At 65.9% G+C, this 24,274-nt stretch carries 18 protein-coding genes; 2 read left to right on the top strand and 16 right to left on the bottom strand.

Annotated features, from left to right (window positions below):
• Positions 1–10: 10 nt before the first annotated feature.
• The 10 genes from typA to ACODSU_RS11580 form a co-directional block, all read right to left on the bottom strand.
• On the bottom strand, positions 11–1,837 hold the full coding sequence (typA, locus tag ACODSU_RS11625) for a translational GTPase TypA (RefSeq protein WP_015014649.1): 1,827 nt from the start codon (positions 1,835–1,837) through the stop codon (positions 11–13).
• Complete coding sequence (gene truB, locus ACODSU_RS11620) at positions 1,834–2,826, bottom strand: tRNA pseudouridine(55) synthase TruB (RefSeq protein WP_488842425.1); 993 nt, start codon at positions 2,824–2,826, stop codon at positions 1,834–1,836. Before truB ends, typA begins: the two co-directional genes overlap by 4 nt.
• A 3-nt stretch (positions 2,827–2,829) precedes the next feature.
• Entirely contained in the window at positions 2,830–3,201 is a 372-nt protein-coding gene (rbfA, locus tag ACODSU_RS11615; RefSeq protein ID WP_044400872.1) for a 30S ribosome-binding factor RbfA, read from the bottom strand.
• Between the two features lie 24 nt (positions 3,202–3,225).
• Complete coding sequence (gene infB / locus ACODSU_RS11610; RefSeq protein ID WP_488842424.1) at positions 3,226–6,093, bottom strand: translation initiation factor IF-2; 2,868 nt, start codon at positions 6,091–6,093, stop codon at positions 3,226–3,228.
• Positions 6,094–6,117: 24 nt separating this feature from the next.
• Complete coding sequence (gene nusA, locus ACODSU_RS11605) at positions 6,118–7,602, bottom strand: transcription termination factor NusA (protein WP_015014652.1); 1,485 nt, start codon at positions 7,600–7,602, stop codon at positions 6,118–6,120.
• An 80-nt stretch (positions 7,603–7,682) separates the two neighbouring features.
• Complete coding sequence (gene rimP / locus ACODSU_RS11600) at positions 7,683–8,279, bottom strand: ribosome maturation factor RimP (protein WP_422847041.1); 597 nt, start codon at positions 8,277–8,279, stop codon at positions 7,683–7,685.
• A gap of 276 nt (positions 8,280–8,555) precedes the next feature.
• Positions 8,556–11,906, bottom strand: coding sequence for an SNF2-related protein (locus ACODSU_RS11595; protein ID WP_488842444.1), 3,351 nt, complete (start codon positions 11,904–11,906; stop codon positions 8,556–8,558).
• A 201-nt stretch (positions 11,907–12,107) separates the two neighbouring features.
• A complete protein-coding gene (locus tag ACODSU_RS11590) occupies positions 12,108–12,509 on the bottom strand; it encodes a thioredoxin family protein (protein WP_488842423.1) in 402 nt (133 codons plus the stop codon).
• A gap of 59 nt (positions 12,510–12,568) precedes the next feature.
• Entirely contained in the window at positions 12,569–13,849 is a 1,281-nt protein-coding gene (locus ACODSU_RS11585) for a c-type cytochrome (RefSeq protein WP_488842422.1), read from the bottom strand.
• Positions 13,850–13,863: 14 nt separating this feature from the next.
• Positions 13,864–14,676 (bottom strand): c-type cytochrome, encoded by an 813-nt coding sequence (locus tag ACODSU_RS11580; protein ID WP_488842421.1) that lies wholly within the window; start codon positions 14,674–14,676, stop codon positions 13,864–13,866.
• Positions 14,677–14,817: 141 nt separating this feature from the next.
• Here ACODSU_RS11580 and ACODSU_RS11575 point away from each other — a divergent pair, with 141 nt between their 5' ends.
• Together ACODSU_RS11575 and ACODSU_RS11570 are read left to right on the top strand one after the other, a co-directional pair.
• Positions 14,818–16,257 carry an aminotransferase-like domain-containing protein gene (locus ACODSU_RS11575; protein WP_488842420.1) on the top strand — a complete coding sequence of 480 codons (1,440 nt, stop codon included), beginning with the start codon at positions 14,818–14,820 and terminating at the stop codon, positions 16,255–16,257.
• A 307-nt stretch (positions 16,258–16,564) separates the two neighbouring features.
• Positions 16,565–16,924, top strand: a complete 360-nt coding sequence (locus ACODSU_RS11570; protein ID WP_488842419.1) for a hypothetical protein — start codon at positions 16,565–16,567, stop codon at positions 16,922–16,924.
• Between the two features lie 22 nt (positions 16,925–16,946).
• On the opposite strand, the gene ACODSU_RS11565 is transcribed toward ACODSU_RS11570, so the two are convergent.
• The 6 genes from ACODSU_RS11565 to ACODSU_RS11540 form a co-directional block, all read right to left on the bottom strand.
• Positions 16,947–18,110 (bottom strand): Gfo/Idh/MocA family protein, encoded by a 1,164-nt coding sequence (locus tag ACODSU_RS11565; RefSeq protein ID WP_488842418.1) that lies wholly within the window; start codon positions 18,108–18,110, stop codon positions 16,947–16,949.
• A gap of 57 nt (positions 18,111–18,167) precedes the next feature.
• Positions 18,168–19,178 (bottom strand): sugar phosphate isomerase/epimerase family protein, encoded by a 1,011-nt coding sequence (locus tag ACODSU_RS11560; protein ID WP_488842417.1) that lies wholly within the window; start codon positions 19,176–19,178, stop codon positions 18,168–18,170.
• A gap of 113 nt (positions 19,179–19,291) precedes the next feature.
• Positions 19,292–20,275 (bottom strand): substrate-binding domain-containing protein, encoded by a 984-nt coding sequence (locus ACODSU_RS11555; RefSeq protein WP_488842416.1) that lies wholly within the window; start codon positions 20,273–20,275, stop codon positions 19,292–19,294.
• A gap of 211 nt (positions 20,276–20,486) precedes the next feature.
• Positions 20,487–21,503, bottom strand: a complete 1,017-nt coding sequence (locus tag ACODSU_RS11550; RefSeq protein ID WP_488842415.1) for an ABC transporter permease — start codon at positions 21,501–21,503, stop codon at positions 20,487–20,489.
• Positions 21,484–22,974: a sugar ABC transporter ATP-binding protein gene (locus ACODSU_RS11545; RefSeq protein ID WP_488842414.1), complete on the bottom strand. Its 1,491-nt coding sequence runs from the start codon at positions 22,972–22,974 to the stop codon at positions 21,484–21,486. Before ACODSU_RS11545 ends, ACODSU_RS11550 begins: the two co-directional genes overlap by 20 nt.
• Complete coding sequence (locus ACODSU_RS11540) at positions 22,971–24,215, bottom strand: ROK family transcriptional regulator (protein WP_488842413.1); 1,245 nt, start codon at positions 24,213–24,215, stop codon at positions 22,971–22,973. The genes ACODSU_RS11545 and ACODSU_RS11540 overlap by 4 nt, the downstream gene beginning before the upstream one ends.
• Between the last annotated feature and the right edge of the window lie 59 nt (positions 24,216–24,274).

Genomic DNA, 24,274 nt, shown 5'->3' with positions numbered 1-24,274 from the left:
CGCCGATCCATCAGGAACGGGCAGCGCGCTTGCGCTCGTTTTCCGTCAGGTGGCGCTTGCGCAGGCGCACGGACTTGGGCGTGATCTCGACCAGTTCGTCGTCCTCGATGAACTCCACGCCGTATTCGAGCGTCAGGTCGATCGGGGGCGTGATCTTGATCGCGTCTTCCTTGCCGGACACACGGAAGTTGGTCAGCTGCTTGGTGCGCGTGGCGTTCACCACCAGGTCGTTGTCGCGGCTGTGGATGCCAACGATCATGCCTTCGTACACGGGGTCGTTGGCCTTCACGAACATGCGGCCACGGTCGTCCAGCTTGCCGAGGGCGTAGGTGAAGATTTCACCGTCGTCCATGGAGATCAGCACGCCGTTCTTGCGGCCGCCGATGTCGCCCTTGTGCGGCTCGTAGCTGTCGAAGATGTTGCTGATGAGGCCCGAACCGCGCGTCAGGTTCAGGAATTCGTTGGTGAAACCGATCAGGCCACGGGCCGGGATGCGGTATTCCAGGCGCACGCGGCCACGGCCGTCGGACTCCATGTTCACCAGCTCGCCCTTGCGCTCGCCCAGGGCTTGCATCACACCGCCCTGGTGGCCTTCTTCGATGTCGGCCGTTACCAGCTCGATAGGCTCGTGCTTGACGCCGTCGATGTCCTTGAACACCACGCGGGGCTTGGACACGGCCAGTTCGTAGCCTTCACGGCGCATGTTTTCCAGCAGGATGGTCAGGTGCAGTTCGCCGCGGCCCATCACTTCGAACACGCCTTCTTCGTCGGTTTCCTTCACGCGCAGTGCCACGTTGTGCTGCAGTTCCTTTTGCAGGCGGTCCCAGATCTGGCGGCTGGTCACGAACTTGCCTTCACGGCCGGCCAGGGGCGAGGTGTTCACGCAGAAGTTCATGGTCAACGTAGGCTCGTCCACCTTCAGCATGGGCAGCGGCGCAGGGTTGGCAGGGTCGGTCACGGTCACGCCGATGCCGATGTCTTCAATGCCGTTGATCAGCACGATGTCGCCCGGGCCTGCCAGGGGAGTCTGCATGCGGTCCAGACCCTGGAAGGTCAGCACCTGGTTCACGCGGCCCTTCGTGGTCTTGCCATCGGGGCCTTCCATGACCAGCACGTCCTGTGCGGGCTTGAGCGTGCCTTGGCTGATGCGGCCCACACCGATGCGGCCCACGAAGCTGGAGAAGTCCAGTGCCGAGATCTGCAGCTGCAGGGGGGCGTCAGGGTTGCCGGAGTTCGGTGGCACGTGCTTGAGGATGGTGTCGAACAGGGCCGACATGTCGGGGCCCCACTGCTCGCCCGGGGCGCCTTCTTCCAGCGACGACCAGCCATTGATGCCCGAGGCGTACACGACAGGGAAGTCGAGCTGCTCGTCGGTAGCACCCAGCTTGTCGAACAGGTCGAACGCAGCGTTCACGACCTTGTCGGGGTTGGCACCGGGCTTGTCCACCTTGTTCACCACCAGGATGGGGCGCAGGCCCAGGGCCAGGGCCTTCTTGGTCACGAAACGCGTCTGGGGCATGGGGCCTTCTTGCGCGTCGATCAGCAGCACCACGCTGTCGACCATGGACAGGGCACGTTCCACTTCGCCGCCGAAGTCCGCGTGGCCGGGAGTGTCCACGATGTTGATGTGCGTACCCTTCCAGCTCACGGCGCAGTTCTTGGCCAGGATGGTGATGCCGCGCTCTTTTTCGATCGCGTTGTTGTCCATCACGGTGTCGACGACCTTTTCGTGGTCGGCGAAGGTGCCGGACTGGCGCAGCAGCTGGTCGACCATGGTGGTTTTGCCGTGGTCAACGTGGGCGATGATCGCGATGTTGCGGATTTGTTTCGTCGTCATAGTTTTTCCAATGTGCCGCTGGCTTGAGGGTGCGGCATGCCTTCCAAAATTTGTTGAATTTCCAGCGGACTCAGGAGCCTGTCCGGCACCAGCTCCCCGCCCACGATGTGGCCCACCCCCAGCAGCGCCGGAGGATTCTCGCCAAACACCGCCACGGCACTGGCATCGGGCCAGTTGCCACGGCGACGCACACCCGACAGGAATCGGGCTGCATTCTCACCGTCCAGCGTGACACGCATGTGTTGTGCCAGCAACGACTCGGGCGCCTCCAGGGCGGCCAGGCGCTCAGCCTCGGGCATGGCCTCCAGCTGCGCCAGCGTGACGCAGCGCTCCACCCCCAGCCCGCCGGTGTCGATGCGGCGCAGAAAGGTGAGGTGCGCACCGCAACCCAGTGCGGCGCCGATGTCTTCACCCAGCGTGCGGATGTAGGTGCCCTTGCTGCAGGTCACTATTATTTTGATAGCTGGCTGCGCTTGATCTGTCTGCACCAGCGTGAGCTTGAGTGCGTGGATCACCACATCGCGCGCTTCACGCTCCACCGTGACACCGGCGCGTGCGTATTCGTACAGCGCCTTGCCGTCTTTCTTGAGCGCGCTGTGCATCGGCGGCACCTGGCGAATGGGGCCGGTGAACTGCTGCTGGACGGCAGCCAGGCGCTCTGGCGTCACCTGCTCGGGCAGCACCTCGCGCCGCTCGACCACATCGCCCTCGGCATCGCCGGTGGTCGTGGTGGCCCCCAGCAGCGCAATCGCTTCATAGGTCTTGGGAGCATCCAGCTGCAGCTGGCTGAACTTGGTGGCCGCGCCAAAACACAGCGGCAATACGCCCGTGGCGAGCGGATCGAGCGTGCCGGTATGGCCCGCTTTCTCGGCACGCAGCAGCCATTTCGCCTTTTGCAAGGCGTCATTGCTCGAAAGGCCGAGCGGTTTGTCGAGCAGCAACACCCCATGCACAGGGCGCCGCTGCACCCTGGTGCGTGGCGCGTGCATGGACTAGTCCTCTTTCGCGCGCGAAGACACCGCCTTGGCAATCAAGGCGTTCATGTCGGCCGCACGCTCGGAGGTGCGGTCGAACACAAAATGCAGCGTAGGCACGGTGTGGATGTGCAAACGCTTGAACAAGCCGTTGCGCAGGAACCCGGCAGCCTGGTTGAGGGCTGCCTGGGTTTCCACCGGGTCACCCGTCAACAGGCTGAAGAACACCTTGGCGTGGGCGTAGTCGGGAGTGACTTCCACGCCCTGCAGCGTCACCATGCCCACGCGCGGGTCTTTCAACTCGCGCGCGATCAGTTCCGTCAGATCGCGCTGGATCTGATCGGCCACCTTGAAGGCGCGGTTGGGGGCGGATGATTTCTTCGCAGCCATGTTGTCGCTGGTATCCCGTTCGCCTTACAGCGTCCGCGCGATTTCCTTGATCTCGAAGAACTCCAACTGGTCGCCCTCTTTGATGTCGTTGTAGTTGCGCAGCTTGATACCGCACTCGAAGCCTTCCTTGACTTCCTTGACATCGTCCTTGAGGCGGCGCACAGACTCGACTTCGCCGGTGTAAATAACCACGTTGTCGCGCAGCAGGCGGAACTTGCAATTGCGCGTGACTTGGCCGGAGGTGACGTACGAACCCGCCACCGTACCGATCTTGGAAGCCACGAACACCGTACGGATCTCGGCGGTACCCAGGGCCTCTTCGCGCTGCTCGGGTGCCAGCATGCCGGACATGGCGGCCTTCAACTCATCCACGGCGTCGTAAATGATGTTGTAGTAATGCAGGTTCACATCACTCGACTCGGCCAGCTTGCGCGCACCGGCATCGGCACGCACGTTGAAGCCGATCACGATGGCCTTGGAAGCAATCGCCAGGTTCACGTCGGACTCGCTGATACCGCCCACGCCGGCGTAGACCAGCTGCACGCGGATTTCGTCGGTGGACAGCTTGAGCAGCGAGGCTGCCAGCGCTTCCTGCGAGCCCTGCACGTCCGCCTTGATGATGATGGGCAGGGTCTGAACCTCGCCCGCAGTCATCTCGTTGAACACGTTCTCCAGCTTGGCGGCCTGTTGCTTGGCCAGCTTGGTGTTGCGGAACTTGCCAGCACGATAGGTCGCGATTTCGCGCGCACGGCGCTCGTCGGACAGCACCATGAACTCGTCACCGGCCTGCGGGACATCCGACAGACCCTGGATTTCCACCGGGATCGACGGACCAGCCGTCTTGGCGGGCTTGCCGTTTTCGTCCAGCATGGCGCGCACGCGGCCGGAGGTCTGGCCAGCCAGCACCACATCGCCCACCTTCAGCGTACCGGACTGCACCAGGACCGTGGCCACCGGGCCGCGGCCCTTGTCCAGCTGGGCTTCGATCACCAGGCCCTTGGCCATGGCTTCGACCGGCGCCTTCAGTTCCAGCACTTCGGCCTGCAGCAGGACCTGCTCCAGCAGGTCGTCGATGCCCATGCCGGTCTTGGACGACACGGCCACAAAGGGCGAATCGCCGCCGTACTCTTCAGGCACCACCTCTTCCACCACCAGCTCTTGCTTGACACGGTCGGGGTTGGCATCGGGCTTGTCCGCCTTGGTGATGGCCACCACGATTGGCACCTTGGCAGCCTTGGCGTGCTTGATGGCTTCCTTGGTCTGGGGCATGACACCGTCGTCGGCAGCCACCACCAGAATCACGATGTCGGTAGCCTGGGCACCACGGGCACGCATGGCCGTGAAGGCCTCGTGACCAGGGGTATCGAGGAACGACACCATGCCGCGTGGCGTTTCCACGTGGTAGGCACCAATGTGCTGCGTGATGCCGCCGGCTTCACCTGCAGCCACCTTGGCGCGGCGGATGTAGTCCAGCAGCGAGGTCTTGCCGTGGTCCACGTGGCCCATGACGGTAACCACCGGAGCGCGTGGCAGCAGCTCGGCGTCTTTTTGACCTGCATCGTCGTCGGTGAAAGCTTCTGGATCGTCCAGCGCAGCCACCACGGCCTTGTGGCCCATTTCCTCCACCACGATCATGGCGGTGTCCTGGTCCAGCGGCTGGTTGATGGTGACCATCTGGCCCATCTTCATCAGGGCCTTGATGACTTCAGAGGCCTTGATCGACATCTTGTGTGCCAGCTCTGCCACCGTGATGGTTTCAGGCACATGCACTTCAATGATGCGGGCTTCTGCCGGGGCTGCGTTCTGGTGGTCATCGCGCTGGTCGCGGTTGTCACCACGACGGCCACGGGGGCCACCACGCCAGTTGTTACGACCCACACCACCGCTGCTGTCGCCGCGGGTCTTGATTTCTTTCTTCTTGGCGGTGTCGTTGGCCCAGCTGGACGACAGCTTGGCCGACTTGACTTCCTTGCCAGCGCCGGGAGCGCCTGCAGTGGCAGGGGCTGCCGCTGCCGTACGCGCACCACCGGTACCAACGGCGGGCTTGTGCAGCGTGCCCTTCTTGGCGTCGCCCACGGCAGCAGGCTTGGCCGCTGGCTTGGGTTCCTCGGGCTTCTTGGCCACCATGACCGCCTTCTTGGGCGTGGCCATCATGGCGCGAATGGCTTCTGCCTCGGCCAGGGCCTTGCGACGGCGCTCTTCCAGATCGCGGGCACGGGCAGACTCTTCGTCCGCGCGGGCCTTGGCTTCTGCCTGGGCCTTTTCGCGGGCTTCCGTCTGGGCGGCGGCGCGCGCAGCAGCTTCAGCCGCCTGCTCACGCGTGGCTTCCTGCTTCACGGCAGAGGCCTGGGCCTTCTTTTCGGCTTCTTGGGCGGCGTAGGCGGCAGCGCGCTCTTCGGCTTCGCGCTCGCGCTTTTCGCGGGCTTCGCGCTCTGCGCGCTTCTCGGCCAACTCCGCTTCCTGGCGACGGATCAGCTCGGCCTGGCGGCGGGCTTCTTCCTCGCGGCGGGAAAGTTCGAGGTCTTCGCTCGACACGGCGGGCTCTTCCACCGCAGCCGCAGCCTGGGACTCGGCCGTGGCCTCTGCGCCTTCGTCGCGCTGGATGAACGTGCGCTTCTTGCGCACTTCCACCTGGATGGTGCGGGCCTTGCCCGTTGCATCGGCCTGCTTGATCTCGCTGGTGGACTTCTTGACCAGCGTGATCTTCTTGCGGTCGGCCGAAGCCGTACCGTGGCTGGCCTGCAGGTAAGCCAGCAGTTTTTGCTTGTCCGACTCGGTCAATGCGTCGGAGGGGGCAGCCTTACCCACGCCCGCAGCCTTGAGCTGATCGAGCAGGGTTTCAGGCGATTTTTTGAGTTCGGTGGCGAACTCGGCGACAGTGTTACTGGACATATGTGGTTCGTGCCTCCCTGACCTTTACTCTTGCCCCGCGAACCAGTGTTCGCGCGCCTTCATGATCAAGGCTTTGGCTTCTTCTGCAGACTGTCCGGTCAGGTCGGTCAGTTCATCAATGGCCAGGTCGGCCAGGTCGTCACGTGTGTGCACACCGCCCTCAGCCAACTTGGCAATCAGCTCGGGGGTGAGGCCTTCGAGATCGCGCAGGTCCTGGGAGACCTCTTCCACGCTTTCCTCACGGGCGATTTCCATGGTGAGCAGCGCATCCTTGGCGCGGGCGCGCAGCTCGTTCACGGTGTCTTCGTCGAAGCTTTCGATCTCCAGCATTTCCTGCAGCGGCACATAGGCCACTTCTTCCAGGCTGTTGAAGCCTTCGGAGATCAGGATGTCGGCGATTTCCTCGTCCACATCCAGCTTTTCCATGAACAGCTTGCGCGCCGTGTCGGTCTCGTTGGCCTGCTTTTGCGCGCTTTCGGCGGCGTCCATGATGTTGATCTTCCAGCCGGTCAGGTCGGACGCCAAGCGCACGTTCTGACCACCACGGCCGATGGCGATGGCAAGGTTTTCCTCGTCCACGACCACGTCCATGGCATGCTTTTCTTCATCGACCACGATGGAGGACACATTGGCCGGGGCCAGTGCGCCAATCACGAACTGGGCCGGGTCTTCAGACCACAGCACGATGTCCACGCGCTCGCCAGCGAGTTCGTTGGTCACCGCGTTCACGCGGGTGCCGCGTACGCCGACGCAGGTGCCGATGGGGTCCACACGCTTGTCGTGGCTAAGCACGGCGATCTTTGCGCGCGAGCCGGGGTCACGGGCGCAGGACTTGATCTCCAGCAGACCTTGCTCGATCTCGGGCACTTCATTGCGGAAGAGTTCGATCATGAACTCGGGTGCCGAGCGCGACAGGATGATGGGCGCGCCACGCAGGGTCAGATCCACTTCCATGATCATGGCCCGCACGCGGTCGCCGCTGCGCAGGTTTTCCTTGGGGATCATTTCGCTGCGGCGCAGCCGGCCTTCTACACGGCCGGATTCGACAATGATGTCGCCCTTGTCCATACGCTTGACGGTGCCGGTGAAGATCTTTTCGCCGCGCGACATGAAGTCGTTGAGCAACATTTCGCGCTCAGCGTCGCGGATCTTCTGCAGGATAACCTGCTTGGCAGCCATAGCGCCGATGCGGCCGATGGGCACGGACTCCACGCCCTCTTCGATGTATTCGCCCACCTCGATGTCCGGGATGCGCTCTTTGGCATCCATCAGCAACTCTTCGGCTTCGGGGTTCTGCAGACCGGCGTCGTCGGGCACCACTAGCCAGCGGCGGAAAGTCTCGTAATTGCCGCTGTCGCGATCAATCGACACGCGAATGTCCACCTCGCCCTGGTACAGCTTCTTGGTAGCCTGGGCCAGGGCCGACTCCACGGCGCCCAAGACCACATCCCGCTCCACGTTCTTCTCGCGCGAAATGGCCTCAACCAACATCAACAATTCGCGATTCATGCGACGACTCTCCTATTTCAATCACCCGAGGGCGGGGGCTGCGCGCAGCGACCACCCACCCCACAATTTTCTGCAGCAAATCAGGCAGGTGCTGCCCCGGCCTTGCCTGCACGCCCCTTGAAGTCCACGATGGGCGCCAGGCGTACATCCCGGCATTCATCCAGGGTGAAGCCCATGGCCTGCAAAGGGGCGGGCACGCGTTTCTTGCTGACTCTTTGACCTGGCTTGACCGGCGGCTCGTCGCTCCAGACGATCTGCCAGCCACCAGCCTCGGCCCGCTCCAGCGTGCCGCGAAATTTCTTGCGGGTGGCATTGACTTGCCCTCCCGCTGCTGCGGCGCCAATGGGCGCCTTCAGGGTGATGTCGATGACCGAACCTTCGAAGCGCACGAAGTCTTGCTCGTGGCGCAGGGGCCGGTCGATACCGGGGGATGACACTTCGAGGCGCTTGTACTCGACGCCATCGACCTCCAGCGCAAACTGCAGCTGGCGGGTGACCTTCTCGCAATCCTCGACCGTCACGAACTGCTCGATCACGGGCTGGGGGGCATCAGCGGCTGGCTGCTCCCAGGGCAAGTCGATGGTGACGCGCAACAGGCCGCCGGCAGAGCGCTCGATCTCCACCAGGTCATATCCCAGTCCCGTCACAATTTGTTCAACGACTTGCTGTAGTGCCACGTGCTCAGTTCAATCCCGGAAAAACAAAAAACCCGATAACCCCCGGAGACTCTTCCCCGACAGCTTCGAGCTCCAAAAGCGTTCGACCAAAAAAAACGGGCGGTTGGTACCCGCCCGTTTGGTCGTGAGAGTCGTATTGTAGCGCGCAAACTGTTGATTTGCAAAGGCACGGGTTCGGAAAACTGTTGTCAACCGGCCCCAGCCAGTGTTCATGCGGCCTGCGGGGCCGCAGCGTACCAAATTAGCGTCTTGCGCTTGCCCCACAAGCGCTACCAGCTATGACACTGATAGCGGCTGCAACAGCTCTGCCAGATCGGTTTCGGTGAAGAGCGGCTCCTTGCGGGCGGCCGCGCCGCTGTACAGGCTGTCTGCCAGCTCGGCCTTGCGCTCCTGCAGCGCCAGAATCTTTTCTTCAATCGTGCCCTGCGCCACCAGCTTGACCACCCACAGGCTTTGCGTCTGGCCGATGCGGTGGGCGCGATCGGTGGCCTGGTCCTCTACTGCCGGGTTCCACCAGGGGTCGAAATGGATCACGGTGTCGGCCTGCGGCAGGTTCAGACCCACTCCGCCCGCCTTGAGGCTGATGAGGAACAGGGGCACCCGCCCGCTGGTGAACTGCTCGATGATCGCGTCGCGCTTGACACTCTGCCCCGTGAGCTTGACCCAAGGCAGGTTGCGCGCCTTCAGCTCGGCCTCGATCAGGGTGAGCATGCTGGTGAACTGCGAGAACACCAAAACGCGCCGCCCCTCGGCCAGCATTTCGGGCAGCATTGCCATCAAGTGGTCCAGCTTGGCCGACGTCTTGACCTTGGCAGCAGCCTCCAGCGGCACCAGCTGCGGGTGGCAGCACACCTGCCGCAGCTTGAGCAGCGCGTCCAGGATCGTGATCTGCGATTGCGCCAGCCCCTTGGACTGCAACGCCTCGCGCACGGTCTTTTCCATGCCCAGACGGATGGTTTCGTACAGGTCGGCCTGCGCGCCCGTCAGCTCCACAGGCATGACCGATTCCACCTTGGGCGGCAGCTCCCCCGCCACCAGGGCCTTGGTGCGCCGCAGCATGAAGGGCGTGATGCGCGCCCGCAGTTGCGCCATGCGCGCGCTATCGCCCTGCTTTTCAATGGGCGTGCGAAACACTTCCTTGAAGCGCGTTTGACTGCCCAGAAACCCCGGCATCAAGAAGTGGAACAGGCTCCAGATCTCGCCCAGGTGGTTTTCCATGGGCGTGCCCGAAAGGCACAGCCGGTGGCGCGCCTGCAGCTCGCTCACCACCTGCGCGGCCTGGCTGCTGGCGTTCTTGATGTTCTGGGCCTCGTCCAGCACCACCAGGTGCCAATGGTGTGCCAGCCAGCGTTCGCGGTCGCGTTGCAGCAGGGAATACGGGGCGATGACCAGGTCGTGCAAGGTGACTTCATCGGCCACTTCGTGCCGACCCGCGCCATGCAGCACCAGGCACCGCAGGCCCGGGCAAAAGCGGGCGGCCTCGCGCTGCCAGTTGCCCATCAGGCTCACAGGGGCGATCACCAGGGCGGGGGCAGTCAGCCGCCCCGCGTCTTTTTCGACCTGGATGTGCGCCAAGGTCTGCAGCGTCTTGCCCAGGCCCATGTCGTCGGCCAGCACACCGGCCAGGCCGTGGGCCCGCAAAAACTGCAGCCAGTTCAGCCCTTGCTGCTGGTACGGGCGCAGCGTGGCGCGCACGCTGGCGGGCAGCGGCACCTCGGGCAAGGCGCTGGCGCCGCGCAGCTGGGCCACCATGTCGTGCAAGGCAGCGGCGCCCCGCCACACCGCGCCCTCGCCCAGCGCAGCGCTGGTGCGCAGGGCATCCAGGCGCGAGAGCTTCAGGCTGTCGGCGTTGAAGTCGCGCGCGCGGTCGCCCGCCAGATCGAGCAGCGCGGCCATCCAGGGCCGCAGCGCGTCGGTGGGCAGGCGCACAAAACCAGGGCCGGTCAACGAGGCCATGTAGACATGCGCTGGCAGCTGGGGCAGGCCCGTGGCAGGGTCCAGCGGCTGGGCTGCCGCCGCGGCAATCAAGTCGGGCAGCCAGCGCAGGATGTTGTGGCGCACGCCATTGATCTCCATGCCCAGTGACAGCGCAAACCAGGGCGATGTGGCCGCATCGTCACCCGCAGGCTGCAGCACCACATCCAGACGGTCGGCGTGCTGCACCCAGCCATGCAGTGCCGGGTCCAGAGTGACATCCAACCCCGCGTCGCGCAGCGCTGCAAAGCCATCGTCCGCCCAGTGCATCCAGTCGTCCTGCGGGCGCTCGCCAGGGATGCCGAACAGGCCGTCGTCCGTGGCCAGGAGGCCCAGCCCCTCCAGGCGCTCGACGGCGTGGCGTTCAGCCACGGCATCGCGTTGCAGCAGCACCTGACTGCCGTCGGCACCGGGTACCAGCACCGCCATATCCTGCCCTGCCCACCAGCCCACATGGCCCTGGTAGTCAAACCGCAATTGCGCGGTGATGAGCCCCATTTCGGCCACCCTGTTGGCAGGCGACGGGGCCAAATGCAAGCGCGCCACGGGCTTTACCCCCCGCACCTGCGTGAGCGGACCCAGCGCCGGAGGCAACAGCAACACGCCGCCAATGCGGCGCACCACCTCGGCATGGTGCTTTTGCAGGGCGGCGGCAGCAAGCGCGGGCGCCTTGAACAGCATGGCCACCTGCGCAGGGCTCAGGCCCTCGGCATGCACCGGGCCGCAAACACCCTGGACGGCGTCCAGATACAGCGGCGGGTGGTTGTCGCACAGCATGGCGGTGTCGCCCGGCAGCCGTGCCTGCAGCCCCCAGACAGCCTCGCCGCCTTGCGCAGGCGTGGACGCCTGCCATGCCCACGTGATCGGCAACGAGTCGCCCCATCGCAAAGGCGCACCGACGGTGGACCCACCCGCATCCACAAACAGGCGGCCCGTGGCCGCTGCCTGCTCCAGCGCCAGCAGGCCCACCGCGCCCTCCAGCACCCCGATGGGCGCGACGCTGTAGGCCGAGTAGTAGCCCACGCTGCGCGGCATGGCGCGTAGCAGCTGCAGCACCTGGCGGTCGGCATCGCTGGCGCGGTCGTACACGGCCTGGCCAGGAGCCGGCTGGGTGCGGATCTGCTGCGGCTTGGCCCAGCCGCCCGTGAGCTTGGGGTACGACACCACGGCCTCCAGCTGCAGCTGCGGCACGCTGGTGCGCGCCCGCCCTACGGTGGAGACCAGGTAGAGATAACACTCGGGCCGCCCCGGCCGTGCAACCGGCTCTTGCGGCACAGCAACGCCCAGAGCACGGTCCCACTCCTGCAGCCAGTGAAGAAGGCGGGCCTCGGCCTCGGCGCGGGCCAGGGCCTCTTTGCGCTCCCGCATGGCCTTGAGCGCATCGGCAGCCCGCGTGGACGACGGGCCTTGCGCAGGATCACGGTGCGCGGCCTCCAGGGTCAGGGCCACGGCGTGTTTGCAGTCCGCCCCCACGGGACAACTGCAATCGCCCGACCATTGCTTGACCTGGCCGTTGGGTGCAAGCACCAGTTGCACAGACACCTCATACGGGTGGGGCAAGCTGCCCTGCACTTCCCCCGCCAGGGCCCAGCGCCCCTCGGCTGGTTGCCGAATACCCACGCGCACCACGTCGGCCTGGCGGTACAGCTCCATGCCCCGCTCCCACGCGCCCTTGTCGCACTGGGCCTGCAGTGAATTGAGCGGGAACCAGGGTGGGCGGGGTGTGGACACGGATTTCGAGCAAAAAGTGGCTGTAGCGCTAGTGGATCATGCGCTATCAGCTATCAAATAAAGAGCATTCAGACAATGAGCGGAGTTACGGCAACGACCGCTACCAGGCCGCAAGACTGCCCACTAGCCGCCGCGTGCAGCACGCACCCTGTCAAAAACGCCTTGGGCGTCGCCCCCAACGCCAGCACCACCGGGCGCCGCCCCCTGCAGGCTGGTCAACAACCGTGTCAGCACCGGCGCCTGCGGCAACAACGGGCCCAGGAACAGGGCCCGCTCGCCGTCGGCAATCAGCAGGGTGGGAAAGGTTTCCACGTCCAGGTCGCCGACCAGATCGGACTCGTCTTCAATGTCCACCCATTCAAACCGCACGTCCGGGTGCGTACGGGCCAATTCGTCGAACAAGGGGCGGTAAATGCCGCAGGTGCCACACCACGCCGCGCACAGACACACGGCCCACCAGCCACTGGGCGTGGCGCCCCCCTGGCTCGTGGGGGTGGGTTCGGGCAGTGGGGCGGGACTGGACATCAAAAGGCTCCTGGAGGGCCGCGCTGCGGGGCGGCGGGCGCTGGCCCCGGGGCCTGGCGCTACATGCCGCGCCGCTCGCGCGCGCGATAGACCTCGATGGTACCCACACCCGGCGCCTGGTTGCCCCAGCTGTTGCGCACAAAGGTGGTCACCGCCGCCACTTCTTCGTCCGACAGGGTCTGCTGAAACGGCGGCATGCCATGCGGACGCGGGTTGCCGGCTGTGGCGGGCAGGTAGCCGCCCTGCAGCACCACACGCACCAGGTTGGTCGGGTCGGCCAGCGTGACGGCTCGGTTGCCCGCCAGCGCCGGGAACGCGCCGGGCTCGCCCTGCCCCCGGTCGCCGTGGCACTGGGCGCACTGCTGCTCGTACACCTTGCCGCCCCGTGCCATTGCGCTGGCAGGCGGCGGGGCTACGGTGGCGGGCGCCTTGTGATCCTGCTGCGGCAGGGCTTGCAGGTACACAGCCATGGCGCGCGCGTCGGCGTCGCTCAGGTACTGCGTGCTGCGGAACACCACCTCGGCCATGGGGCCCAGCACCGAGCCCTGCGGGGCCACGCCAGTTTTCAGCAAGGCCACCACATCATCGGTGCGCCACTCCTTCACGCCCGCCTCGTGCGCCGCATTGAGAGCGGGGGCATACCAGTTCTGCACGGGGATCAGGCCGCCAGTGAAGGCCTTGGCGTCCGATGTGGCACCCAGTGCATTGCGCGGCGTGTGGCAGGCGGTGCAGTGGCCCAGGCCGTTGACCAGATAGGCGCCCCGGTTGTATTCGGCCGTCTGCGTGGGTTCGGCGGCGGGCGCTCCGGGTGCAAAGAACAGCGCACGCCATACCGCCAATGCCGCCTGCGTGTTGTACGGAAAACGCAGCGCATGGGCGCGGTTGGCATCTGCCGCAGCGGGCAGGCTTTGCAGATAGGCAAAGATGGCGTCCGAATCCTCGCGCGTCACCTGCGTGTAGTTGGGGTACGGAAACGCCGGGTACAACAGCCGCCCGTCCTTGCTGCGGCCATGGTGCATGGCGCGCCAGAACTCGGCCGAGGTCCAGCTGCCAATGCCTAGCGCCCTGTCGGGCGTGAGGTTGGAGCTGTGCACCACGCCAAACGGCGTCTCGATGCCGCGACCGCCCGCAAACGGCGCGCCGCCTGGGGTCGTGTGGCAGGCCATGCAGTTGCCGACGCGGGCCAGGTACTCGCCGCGCTGCACCAGTGCTGGGGTGGATTGCAGGGCTTCAGTGCCGGGCAGAGGCTCTTCGCCGCGCAGGTTCAGGGAGATCAGCGCAGCAGCAACAATGCCCAGCGCCGCCAGCACGGAAGACAGGGTCCAAAGGATGCGTTTCATCGGTGCATCCCTTCTCAGCGCGCAGCCGCAGAGGCCACGGGCACTTCTGCCACACCGCCGCAGCGGGCAGGCATCGCGGCAGGCAGCGTGCGGGCCGGCTTGCCCCCCGCCGCCACCGGCTGCGCGGCCAGCCAGGCCGAGACAGCGCTCACATCGTCAGGCGTGAGCTGGCGCGCAATGTCAGCCATGCAATCGGGCAGATGCGCGCGGCGCTGGCCGGTCTTCCAGGCACCCAGCTGGCTGTTGAGGTAGTCACGCGGCAGGCCCAGCAGGCCGGGGATGGACGGCACCACCCCCGTCATGGCCGGGCCGTGGCAGGCCACGCAGGCCGGGATGTTGCGCGCGACGTCGCCCCGCTGCACCAGCACGCGCCCGCGCTCCAGCACGGCGGGTGGCACTTGCGGCGCAAGCGGCGGCGGGTACGGCAAGTCCTGCGCGGCAAAGTAATCGGCCATCTCGCGCAGGTAGTCATCCGTCAGGTGCTCGATCAGGTACCCCATCTGCGGGTAGCTGCGCCGCCCGTCGCGAAAGTTGAGCAGTTGGTTGGCCAAGTACCCAGCCGGCTTGCCCGCAATGCGCGGAAAGTAGCCGTCGGGCGTGGCGCGACCCTCCTTGCCATGGCAGGCGGTGCAGGCCAGCACGCGCGACGCCATGGACGACGCGGGCACCGTGGCCGCAGTGGATGCGGTGGCCACGGGGTTTGCAGGGGCGGAGCTGGGGGGCACCGTCTGGGCCGCAGCGTCAGCGCTCAAGGCCAGCGCCAGCAGGGCGGCGGCTGCAGGCAGGCAGACAACGGGGCGCAGCAGGCTGCGCAGGCAATCGATCATGGCTTTTCATCTCTGGGGAAACAGTCGTTGGGCGTGCGCCCACACAGTCCGCCACTCTACGCCCGACCATAAAAACAGTACAGATTCAGTTTCGAGTTAAAAATACAGATCAGTTTGCCCTGCATCAACCCCGCCCCGCCCATGAAGCGCTACGAACGCCACGCCGACGCCATCGCCCAGCTCATCCACAGCGGCGCGCTGCGCCCCGGCGACCGCGTGCCCTCGGTGCGCGAGGCCAGCCGCACGCGGGGCATCAGCCCGTCCACCGTGTTCGAGGCGTACTACCTGCTGGAAGCGCAGGGCCTGATCCACGCGCGCCCGCGCTCGGGCTACTACGTCAGCGCCCGGCTCCCCGGCACGGCAGAGGCCCGCCCGGCCGAGCCCCAACCCTCCCAACCCGCCGCCACCTCCAAAGAGGTGGCCATCAGCGACCTGGTGTTCGAGGTGCTCGGCCTGGCGCGCGACCGCGACCTGGTGCCGCTGGGCTCAGCCTTCCCTGGGCTGGAGCTGTTTCCGCTGGAGCGCCTGGCGCGGTGCCTTGCCAGCGGCATGCGCAAGCTTGACCCCTGGAACATCGTGCAAAGCCTGCCGCCCGGCGACGAACGCCTGCGCCAGCAGATCGCGCTGCGCTACGGCGTGCACGGCACGGCGGTGGATGTGGAAGAAATCATCATCACCAACGGCGCCATGGAAGGCCTCAACCTCTGCCTGGAGGCCGTCACCCAGCCCGGCGACGTGGTGGTGGTCGAATCGCCCACCTTCTACGCCGCGCTGCAGGCACTGGAGCGGCTGAACCTGCAGGCGCTGGAAATCGCCACCCACCCGCGCGATGGCATCGATCTGGCCGCACTGGCCGAGGCGCTGCAGCGCCAGCCCCCCCACCAGCCCATCAAGGCCTGCTGGCTGATGCCCAGCTTTCAGAACCCGCTGGGCAGCCTGATGCCCGAGAGCAAAAAGCGCGAACTGGTCGCCCTGCTCGCACGACACGGCGTGCCACTGATCGAAGACGATGTGTATGGCGAGCTGCACTTTGGCCCCCAGCGCCCGCCGCCGGCCAAGGCGTTTGATACCGAGGGGCTGGTGATGCACTGCAGCTCTTTCAGCAAAAGCCTGGCGCCCGGCTACCGCGTGGGCTGGGTGGCAGCGGGCCGCAATGCAACGGCGGTGCAGCGGCTCAAGCTCATGACCACGCTCTCGGCCGCCACGCCGTCGCAGCAGGCGCTGTCCGAATACCTGGCCCAGGGCGGGTATGACCGGCACCTGCGAGCCCTGCGCCGCAGCCTGGAACAACAACAGGCGATTGCGCTGGCGGCCGTGGCCCAGCACTTCCCGCCCGGCACGCGCGTGTCGCGGCCCGAGGGCGGGTACTTTCTGTGGGTGGAGTTGCCGCCCCAGGTGAACGCGCTGGAGCTGCACCGCCTGGCACTGCAACAGGGCATCAGCCTGGCGCCCGGGCAGATCTTCTCGGCCGACCAGCGGTTTGCGCACTGCGTGCGCATCAACTACGGGCATCCGGCGCAGGGGCGGCTGGAGCCAGCGCTGCGCACCGTGGGCCAGCTGGCGGTGCGGCTGGCTGGCTGAACACGCGATGGCCCGCTTGCCAACCGCTATCAAATATGAAGCAAACAAGACATATTGCACTAGCGCTTGCGCCCAATTTGACAAAAATTTTGGCCACAGAGTATCAAAAAGCGCCCAGCGGCAGCACCATGGCCATCACCAAACCCAGCTTTCTGGAAACTGACACCAGATGCCTGCGTTGGTTGCACCCAACTGCGGGTTCCTACCGCCCCGCGCACAGACCCATCCCGGCATACTGACCGCCGCCCACCATCGGCTGGCCTGCAGCGCCTGCGCAACGCCCGCCAGCCTTCCTTCTTCCAAATCCATGGCCACACCACAGCCGGTCCCGTTTCTCACGGTCGAAGACGAAGACGACTGGGTCGTATCGTTTGCGCTCGGGCCTCAGGGTGCCAGCCGCCTGACCCTGGTGCGCACCCCGCATCTGGAGTTCATGCTCCGCCCCGAGCAGCGCGGCGTGTGCGTCGGCAGCGCCGAGGCCGGCCAGCGCCCCGCCCTGCTCGTGGCCGTGCAGTGGGGCCATAAATGCGTGGACGTGGTCTCCACCGCCAAGCGCTACAGCCTGGACATCAGCAAGGTGGACAACACCACCCGCAACGCGGCGCTGCGCCTGCTGGGCAAGATGAATTTTGACCAGCGGTTTCAGCTGGCCGATGGCTACCCCTGAGCACTGTTCGCGTGGGGCCGGATCACCCCACCGCCGTCCACTTCTGCTCACTGGCCGCAGAGGCCACCACCCGCTCGATAAAGTGCACGCCCCGTGCGCCGTCTTCCACGCGCGGGTAGTCGGCGTGCAGGGGGGCGGGCGCCGTGCCTGCCTGCCGTGCGCGGATGTCGGCGGCCACGCCCAGGTAGACGTTGGCAAAGGCTTCGATGAAGGCCTCGGGGTGGCCCGCTGGAATGCGCCCGGCATGCAGCGCGGCCGGGCTGAGCCACGGCGAGCCGCGCGTGAGGATGCGGCGCGGGCCGTCCACGGGGGAGTGGATGAGCAGGTTGGGGTCTTCCTGCCGCCAGGTGATGGTGCCCAGCGTGCCGGACACCTGCAGGCGCAGGTCGTTCTCCAGCCCCGCAGCCACTTGCGATGCCACGATGAAGCCGCGGGCACCGCTGTCGTAGCGCAGCAGCAGCTGGGCGTCGTCGTCCAGCCTGCGCCCGGCGCCAAAGGTGGTGAGGTCGGCACACACCGAGGCGGGGTGCTGGCCGGTGACGGTGGCGGCCAGGTTTTCGGCGTGCGACCCGATGTCGCCCAGCGTGCCCGCGCTGCCGCTGCGCGCCGGGTCCAGCCGCCAGTCGGCCTGCTTGTTGGCGCCGCCCTCTTCCACCGCCGTGGCCAGCCAGCCCTGGTTGTATTCGACGGTGATCTTGCGGATCTGGCCCAGCGCACCGCTTTGCACCAGGTGCCGTGCCTCGCGCACCATGGGGTAGCCGGTGTAGTTGTAGGTCACACCAAACACAGTGCCCGCCTTCTTCACGGCCGCCACCAGTTCGTCGGCCTGCGCACTGGTGTGCACCAGCGGCTTGTCGCACACCACATGAAAGCCCGCCTGCACAAACGCCAGCGCCACCGGGTGGTGCACATGGTTGGGGGTGACGATGCTCACCAGGTCGATGCGCTCATGCGCGGGGCGGCGCAGCTCGTCGGCCAGCAGGTCTTGCCAAGTGCCGTGGTTGCGGTCGTCGGCCAGGTCCAGTTCCGCGCCGGATGCACGGGCGCGCTCGGGCGAGGATGAGAGCGCGCCCGCCACCAGTTCGAACTGGCCGTCAAGCGCCATGGCCTTGCGGTGCACCGCGCCGATGAACGCGCCGTGGCCGCCGCCCACCATGGCGTAGCGGAGCTTTTGAGGTCTGGACATACTAAACGCCTTTGCTCGCGGTGTGTTGTTGTTATGGGTTTTAGAAACGGGCAGCGGCTAGGCCTGCTTGTCGCGTGCAAACACAGCGTCGAACGCACCGGCGGCGGGCTTGAAATCCAGCCGCTTGCAGAACGCCGCACTCTCCGTGGCGCCGTGCACACGGTCCATGCGGCTGTCCTCCCACTCCACCGAGAGCGGGCCCTGGTAGCCGATGTCGTTCAGCGCAACGATGATGGATTCGAAGTCGATCATCCCGCGCCCCACGCTGCGAAAGTCCCAGTTCCGCCGCGCGTCGCCAAAGCTGGTGTGCCCGCCAAATACGCCCACCGTACCATCGCCCTTGCCCCACCACACGTCCTTCATGTGGGCGTTGTAGATGCGGTCGGCGAACTGGCGGATGAACTTGATGTAGTCCACGCCCTGATAGGCCAGGTGGCTCGGGTCGTAGTTGAAGCCGAAGCGCTTGTTGCCGCCCACCGCCGCAATCGCGCGCTCGGCCGAGGCGATGTCGAACGCGATCTCGGTGGGGTGCACTTCCAGCGCGAAATTGATGTCGTGCTGCTCGAACACATCGAGGATGGGGCCGAAGCGCTTCGCAAAATCGGCAAAGCCTTTGTCCCAATACGCCTGCGTGGTGGGCGGGAAGGCATAGATCGAGTGCCACACCGACGAGCCCGTGAAGCCTGTCACCGTCTTCACGCCAAACTTCGCGGCCGCGCGCGCAGTGTCGGCTAGCTCGGCCGCTGCGCGCTGGCGCACGCCCTCGGGCTCGCCATCACCCCACACGTGGGGCGGCAGGATGGACTGGTGGCGCTCATCGATCAAATCGCACACGGCCTGGCCCACCAGATGGTTGCCGATGGCAAAACACTGCAGGCCGTGCTGGGCCAGCAGTGCGTGTTTGTCTTTGACGTACTGGGGCGACGACAGCACCTCCTGCACGTTGAAATGGTCGCCCCAGCAGGCCAGCTCCAGGCCGTCGTAGCCCATGCTTTTGGCCAAGGGCGCGAGTTTAGCCAAAGGCAGGTCGGCCCACTGGCCGGTGAAGAGGGTGACGGGTCTTGGCATGGTGGCTCCAAGGGGCGTTGGGTTGCAGATGCGAAGCGGCAAACAGCTACTCTTTTTATAGCTGCTTGCGCTTGATGAATAGGCGCTACAGGCCTATTTGATTCAAAATACCATCAGAACGGCGAGTCGGGGAAGTAGAAGTCCTTCGCCGTTTCCTTGGTGATCAGCACCGACGGAATGATGGTGTTGGCGGGCAGCTTCTCGCCCTTGATCCGCGCCTCGGCCGTGAGCTTGATCGAGTCATAAATGAACTTGGGGCTGTACGACACATTGGCCTGGATGAGCGGGTTGCTGCCATCCATCAGCGTCTTGATCATGCCCTTGGCACCCGCGCCGCCAAACACCAGCTTGATGTCCTTGCGCTTGGCCTGCTCGATGGCCTTGAGCACGCCCACGGCCATGTCGTCGTCGGCGGCCCACACCGCGTCGATCTGCGGGAAGCGGGTCAGGTAGTCCTGCATCACCTTGAAGGCATCGTCGCGGTTCCAGTTGGCGTACTTGGCGTCCAGCAGCTTGATGCCGGGGTGGTTCTTCAGCACGCTGTTGAACGCGTCCATGCGCTCGTTGTCCAGCGTGGTCGCAATGCCGCGCAGGGCCACCACGTTGCCCTTGCCACCCAGTGCCTTGGCGATGTACTCGGCCGGAATCTTGCCAAACGCGGTGTTGTCACCCGCCACGTACGCATCCTGCGCGCTGGTGTCGGTCAGGCCCCGGTCCACCACCGTCACGTACACGCCCTTGGCCTTGACCTGGGCCACGGGCTTGGTCAGCGCGGCGGATTCGAACGGGAAGATGACCAATGCGTTGATCTTGTTCACCGTCACCAGGTCTTGCAGCTGGTTGGCCTGCTCGGGCGCGCCGCCTGCCGTCTTCACGATGACCTGCAGGCCGGGGTGGGCCTTCTCCAGGTCCTTCTTGGCCTGGTTGGCCCAGTACACGATGCCGCCGGTGAAGCCGTGCGTGGCTGAGGGGATGGCCACGCCCACCACCGTCTTGTTGGCCTGCGCCATGGCGGGGGCGGCCAATGCGAAGGCGGCGGCGCCCACGGCCGACAAGGCCAGGCGGCGAGTGAAAGAAGAAGTTGTCTTGCTATTCATGCGTTGTCTCCTGTTGCTGTTGCTTTGCTGAAAAATGGCCATGGAAGCTGGCCGGCTGGGGAACACCTCGAAAAACAAATGCGCGCAAAGAGTGGCTGGAAACTCAGCGAAGCGGTCCTGGCTAGGCGCTGTGTCGCAGACAGTGCGACTGACACGGCGATATACAAGCGCAGACAGCAACAACGCCAGGAGAGTTGTTCCGGCCACTCCATCACCGCTTTCCGCGCTGCATGAACGCCACGGCAATGATCACGAAGCCCTGCACCGCCGCGTTCAAATACACGCTGATGATGCTGGTGAGGTTGAGGATGTTGCTGATGACAGAGAGCAGGATCGCACCCACCACCGTGCCGGTGATGCTGCCCGCCCCGCCCTTCAATACCGTGCCGCCCACGATGACGGCGGCAATCGCCTCCAGCTCCCACAGCAGGCCCGTGGTGGGCGATGCGGAGCCCAGGCGCGGCACGTAGAGCAGCGTGGCAATGCCCACGCACACCCCGAGCAGCATGTACGTGAGGATCTTGATCTTGTGCACGTCCACCGCCGCGTACTGCGCCACCTGCTCGTTGGAGCCGATGGCCTGCACATAGCGGCCGTAGGCCGTGCGGTTCAGGATGACGCCGCCCACGATGGCGACCAGCAGAAAGACCCACACCGGAATCGGCACGCCCAGCAAGTTGGCGTAGTACACCGGGCTGTAGATGTCCGACAGGTCGTTCTCCAGCGTGATGGCGCCGCCGTTCGAAAAATACGTGAGGTACGCGCGGAAGATGCCCAGCGTGCCCAGCGTCACGATGAAAGGCTCGATGCGGCCCTTGGTGATCAAGAGGCCGTGCACCAGCCCGAACACCGCGCCCAGCACCACCGCCAGCAGCATGCCCACCACCACGGCCGCCATGGGCGAGCCCAGCACGGGTGCCATCGCGTTCATGAACAGGATGACCGAGCCCGCGATCAGCGCCGCCATCGACCCCACCGACAGGTCGATGCCGCCTGAGATGATCACAAAGCACATGCCCACCGCGATGATGCCGATGAAGGCCGTGCGCGTGAGCACGTTCATCACGTTGTCGTAGGTGGCGAAGTTGCTGTTGAGCAGCGTGCCCGCAATGCACAACAGCACCAGCCCGATGACCGGGCCCAGCCCGTGCAGCTTGCCCCACCAGGCCGTGGCGCCGCCGTGGCGACCCGCTGCAGTGGTGGCGTTTTCAGCGGGTACCTGTGGCATGTGCAATCAACTCCTCTTCGGTCAAATTTGGCTCTTGCAGCGTGGTCTGCAGCCGCCCGGCGCGCATCACCGCCACGCGGTGGCACAGGCCGATCAGCTCCATCAGTTCAGACGAGATCACCACAACAGCAAGCCCCTGCTCCGCCAGGCGCTGCACTAGGTGATAAATCTCGCGCTTGGCGCCCACGTCCACGCCGCGCGTGGGCTCGTCCAGCACCACCACGCTGGGGCCGGGGTGCAGCACCTTGGCCAGCGCCAGCTTTTGCTGGTTGCCGCCCGACAGCGACGACGCGCGCACCTCCAGCGACCCGGTGCGGATGCCGAACTCCTGCACCGCATCGCGCAGCGCAGCCTGCTCGGCCGCCGGGTCGAGCCAGGGCTTGGCATAGCGCTCCAGCGCCATCAGCGTCAAGTTGGGCCGCAGGCCAAAGTGCACATGCAGGCCCTTACCCTTGCGGTCTTCGCTCAAATACGTGAGGCCGTGGCGCGCCGCATCGCGCGGGCTTTTCAAATTCACCGGCTTGCCCGCCAGCTCCACCGTGCCGGCCGAGCGCGGGCGCAGGCCCAGCAGGCCTTCGAACAACTCCGTGCGGCCAGCGCCCACCAGCCCGGCAAAGCCCAGAATCTCGCCGCGCCGCACGTCAAAACTCACGTCCTCGGCCCAGCCCGGCACCGTGAGGCCGCGCACCTTAATGGCGGGCTCTCCACCTGCAGGCGCAGGCAGCTTGGGCGGGAACAAATCCGCCAGCTCGCGGCCCACCATCAGGTTGGCCATCTGCCGCCGCGTCACGCTGGCCGTGGGCTCGCGCGCCACCAGCAGGCCGTCGCGCATCACCACCACCTCGTCGGTGGTGCGCTCCACCTCGTCGAGCTTGTGCGATATGTAGATGATGGTCACGCCCGCGGCCTTGAGCCCGGCCATCAGCGCAAACAGGCGCTCCGTCTCGCCCGGGGTCAGCGTAGCGGTGGGCTCGTCCATGATGAGCAGGCGCGCATTGCGGGCCAGCGCGCGGGCAATCTCCACCAGCTGCTTTTCGGCCACGATGAGCTTGCGCACCCGCGTGTCGGGGTCCAGCGGCAAACCCACCTGTGCCAAAGCAGCGCGCGTCTTCTCGCGCATCGCCTTGTCGTCGAGGAAGGGGCCCCTCTTGATCTCATGGCCCAAAAAGATGTTCTGCGCAATCGTCAGGTCGTCCGCCAGGTTGAACTCCTGGTGGATGAGCACAATGCCCTGCGCCTCGGCCGCGCGCGAGCCGCCACCCGGGGCGCGCACCGCGCCGTCCACCACCACCTCGCCGGTGGTGGGGCTCTCGTACCCCGCCAGAATCTTCATCAGCGTGGACTTGCCCGCGCCGTTCTCGCCCAGCAGGCCGTACACCCGGCCCGGCTGCAGCGCAAAGCCCACGCCGTGCAGCACGCGCACGGGGCCAAACTCTTTGGTGACGTTGCGGAACTCGACGGCCACGCTCATCGCACAGCCCCCACACCAACGCCCGCAGCCGACCCCGAGATCGAGCCCGCGCGCGACAGGCTCTCCTGCATCGCCAGCACACCCGCGCCCACCACACCGGCATCGTCGGCCAGCGGCGCGTATTGAATCTCCAGGTGCCGCGTAGACAACGCCAGCGACCGGTGGTACACGCTTTGCCGCACCGACGCGAGGAACAGCGGCCCCATGTCCGTTACCCGCCCCGCAATGAACACATGCGACGGGTTGAAGAAGTTGACGATGGACGACAGCATCTGCCCCACCAGGCTGCCCGCGCGCTGGATGATGGCGTTGGCCGCCACATCGCCCGTGCGGCTGGCCTGGGCCACGTCTTCAATGGTCAGCGTGCCCGTGCTTTGCAGCCGCTCGGCCAGCAGCGCGCTTTCGCCGCGCTGCGCGGCCTCAATGGCCATGCGCGCCATGGCGGGCGCTGCGGCCATGGCCTCCACACAGCCCTGGTTGCCGCAATGGCAGCGCGGGCCGTGCTGGTCCACACAGATGTGGCCCACATCGCCCGCCGAGCCATTGGCGCCCCGGTACACCTGCCCGTGGCACACGATGCCGCAGCCAATGCCCGTGCCCACCTTGATCACCAGGAAGTTGGGCAGATTGCGCTGCAGCCGGTACATCTCGCCCAGCGCCATCAGGTTCACGTCGTTGTCCACAAACACCGGCGCGGCAAACGCCTCGCGCAGGTAGTCGCGGATGGAAAAGCCGTCCCAGTCGGGCATCAGCGGCGGGTTGACGAGCTGCCCGCTTTCAAAATCCACCGGCCCCGGCACGCCCATGCCAATGGCAATCACCTGATGGGCCGCCAGCCCGCAGCGCGCCAGCAGCTCCCGCATCAGCCCCCGCACCCGCGCCAGGATCACGCCCGGCCCCTGGCGCACATCCATGGGCTCGCGGTGCCGCGCCAGCACCGTCATGTCGGGCCGCATCACCGCCACTTGCATGCTGGTGGCGCCCAGGTCGGCACCAATCACCACACCCAGGGTTTCGCTCAAACGCAGGGTTTCGGCCCGCCGGCCGCCAGAAGATTCCTGCAGGCCCACCTCGTCGAGCAGGCCTTCGTCCAGCAACGCCGCCACCATGGCGTTGGCCTTGCTCTTGGAATAGGCCAGGCGCTGCGCCAGTGCATTGCGCGACGCGCCGGCGGACCAGAAGATGGTCTGCAAGACGCTCAGGTCTTCAGTGCCGCAGTGACTCCAGCGGGTGGATGGCAAGGCTTGTCTCCTGTCATGTTTTTGTGCAGCACCTCATGGGGGTGGGTGCTTGACAGGGA

It is taken from the genome of Acidovorax sp. FG48 (assembly GCF_057809085.1).
The sequence above is the reverse complement of the archived record's forward strand: the minus strand, read 5'-3'. Positions and strand labels throughout refer to the sequence as shown.

Excerpts from the sequence above, each read along its gene's own strand:
- ACODSU_RS11570 (WP_488842419.1), top strand. The coding sequence starts at position 16,565 with ATGGCCACACCACAGCCGGTCCCGTTTCTCACGGTCGAAGACGAAGAC.
- ACODSU_RS11580 (WP_488842421.1), bottom strand. The coding sequence starts at position 14,676 with ATGATCGATTGCCTGCGCAGCCTGCTGCGCCCCGTTGTCTGCCTGCCT.
- ACODSU_RS11550 (WP_488842415.1), bottom strand. The coding sequence starts at position 21,503 with ATGCCACAGGTACCCGCTGAAAACGCCACCACTGCAGCGGGTCGCCAC.
- ACODSU_RS11560 (WP_488842417.1), bottom strand. The coding sequence starts at position 19,178 with ATGCCAAGACCCGTCACCCTCTTCACCGGCCAGTGGGCCGACCTGCCT.
- ACODSU_RS11595 (WP_488842444.1), bottom strand. The coding sequence starts at position 11,906 with ATGGAGCTGTACCGCCAGGCCGACGTGGTGCGCGTGGGTATTCGGCAA.
- typA (WP_015014649.1), bottom strand. The coding sequence starts at position 1,837 with ATGACGACGAAACAAATCCGCAACATCGCGATCATCGCCCACGTTGAC.
- ACODSU_RS11555 (WP_488842416.1), bottom strand. The coding sequence starts at position 20,275 with ATGAATAGCAAGACAACTTCTTCTTTCACTCGCCGCCTGGCCTTGTCG.
- ACODSU_RS11575 (WP_488842420.1), top strand. The coding sequence starts at position 14,818 with ATGAAGCGCTACGAACGCCACGCCGACGCCATCGCCCAGCTCATCCAC.
- rbfA (WP_044400872.1), bottom strand. The coding sequence starts at position 3,201 with ATGGCTGCGAAGAAATCATCCGCCCCCAACCGCGCCTTCAAGGTGGCC.
- truB (WP_488842425.1), bottom strand. The coding sequence starts at position 2,826 with ATGCACGCGCCACGCACCAGGGTGCAGCGGCGCCCTGTGCATGGGGTG.
- ACODSU_RS11565 (WP_488842418.1), bottom strand. The coding sequence starts at position 18,110 with ATGTCCAGACCTCAAAAGCTCCGCTACGCCATGGTGGGCGGCGGCCAC.
- nusA (WP_015014652.1), bottom strand. The coding sequence starts at position 7,602 with ATGAATCGCGAATTGTTGATGTTGGTTGAGGCCATTTCGCGCGAGAAG.
- ACODSU_RS11545 (WP_488842414.1), bottom strand. The coding sequence starts at position 22,974 with ATGAGCGTGGCCGTCGAGTTCCGCAACGTCACCAAAGAGTTTGGCCCC.
- ACODSU_RS11590 (WP_488842423.1), bottom strand. The coding sequence starts at position 12,509 with ATGTCCAGTCCCGCCCCACTGCCCGAACCCACCCCCACGAGCCAGGGG.
- infB (WP_488842424.1), bottom strand. The coding sequence starts at position 6,093 with ATGTCCAGTAACACTGTCGCCGAGTTCGCCACCGAACTCAAAAAATCG.
- ACODSU_RS11585 (WP_488842422.1), bottom strand. The coding sequence starts at position 13,849 with ATGAAACGCATCCTTTGGACCCTGTCTTCCGTGCTGGCGGCGCTGGGC.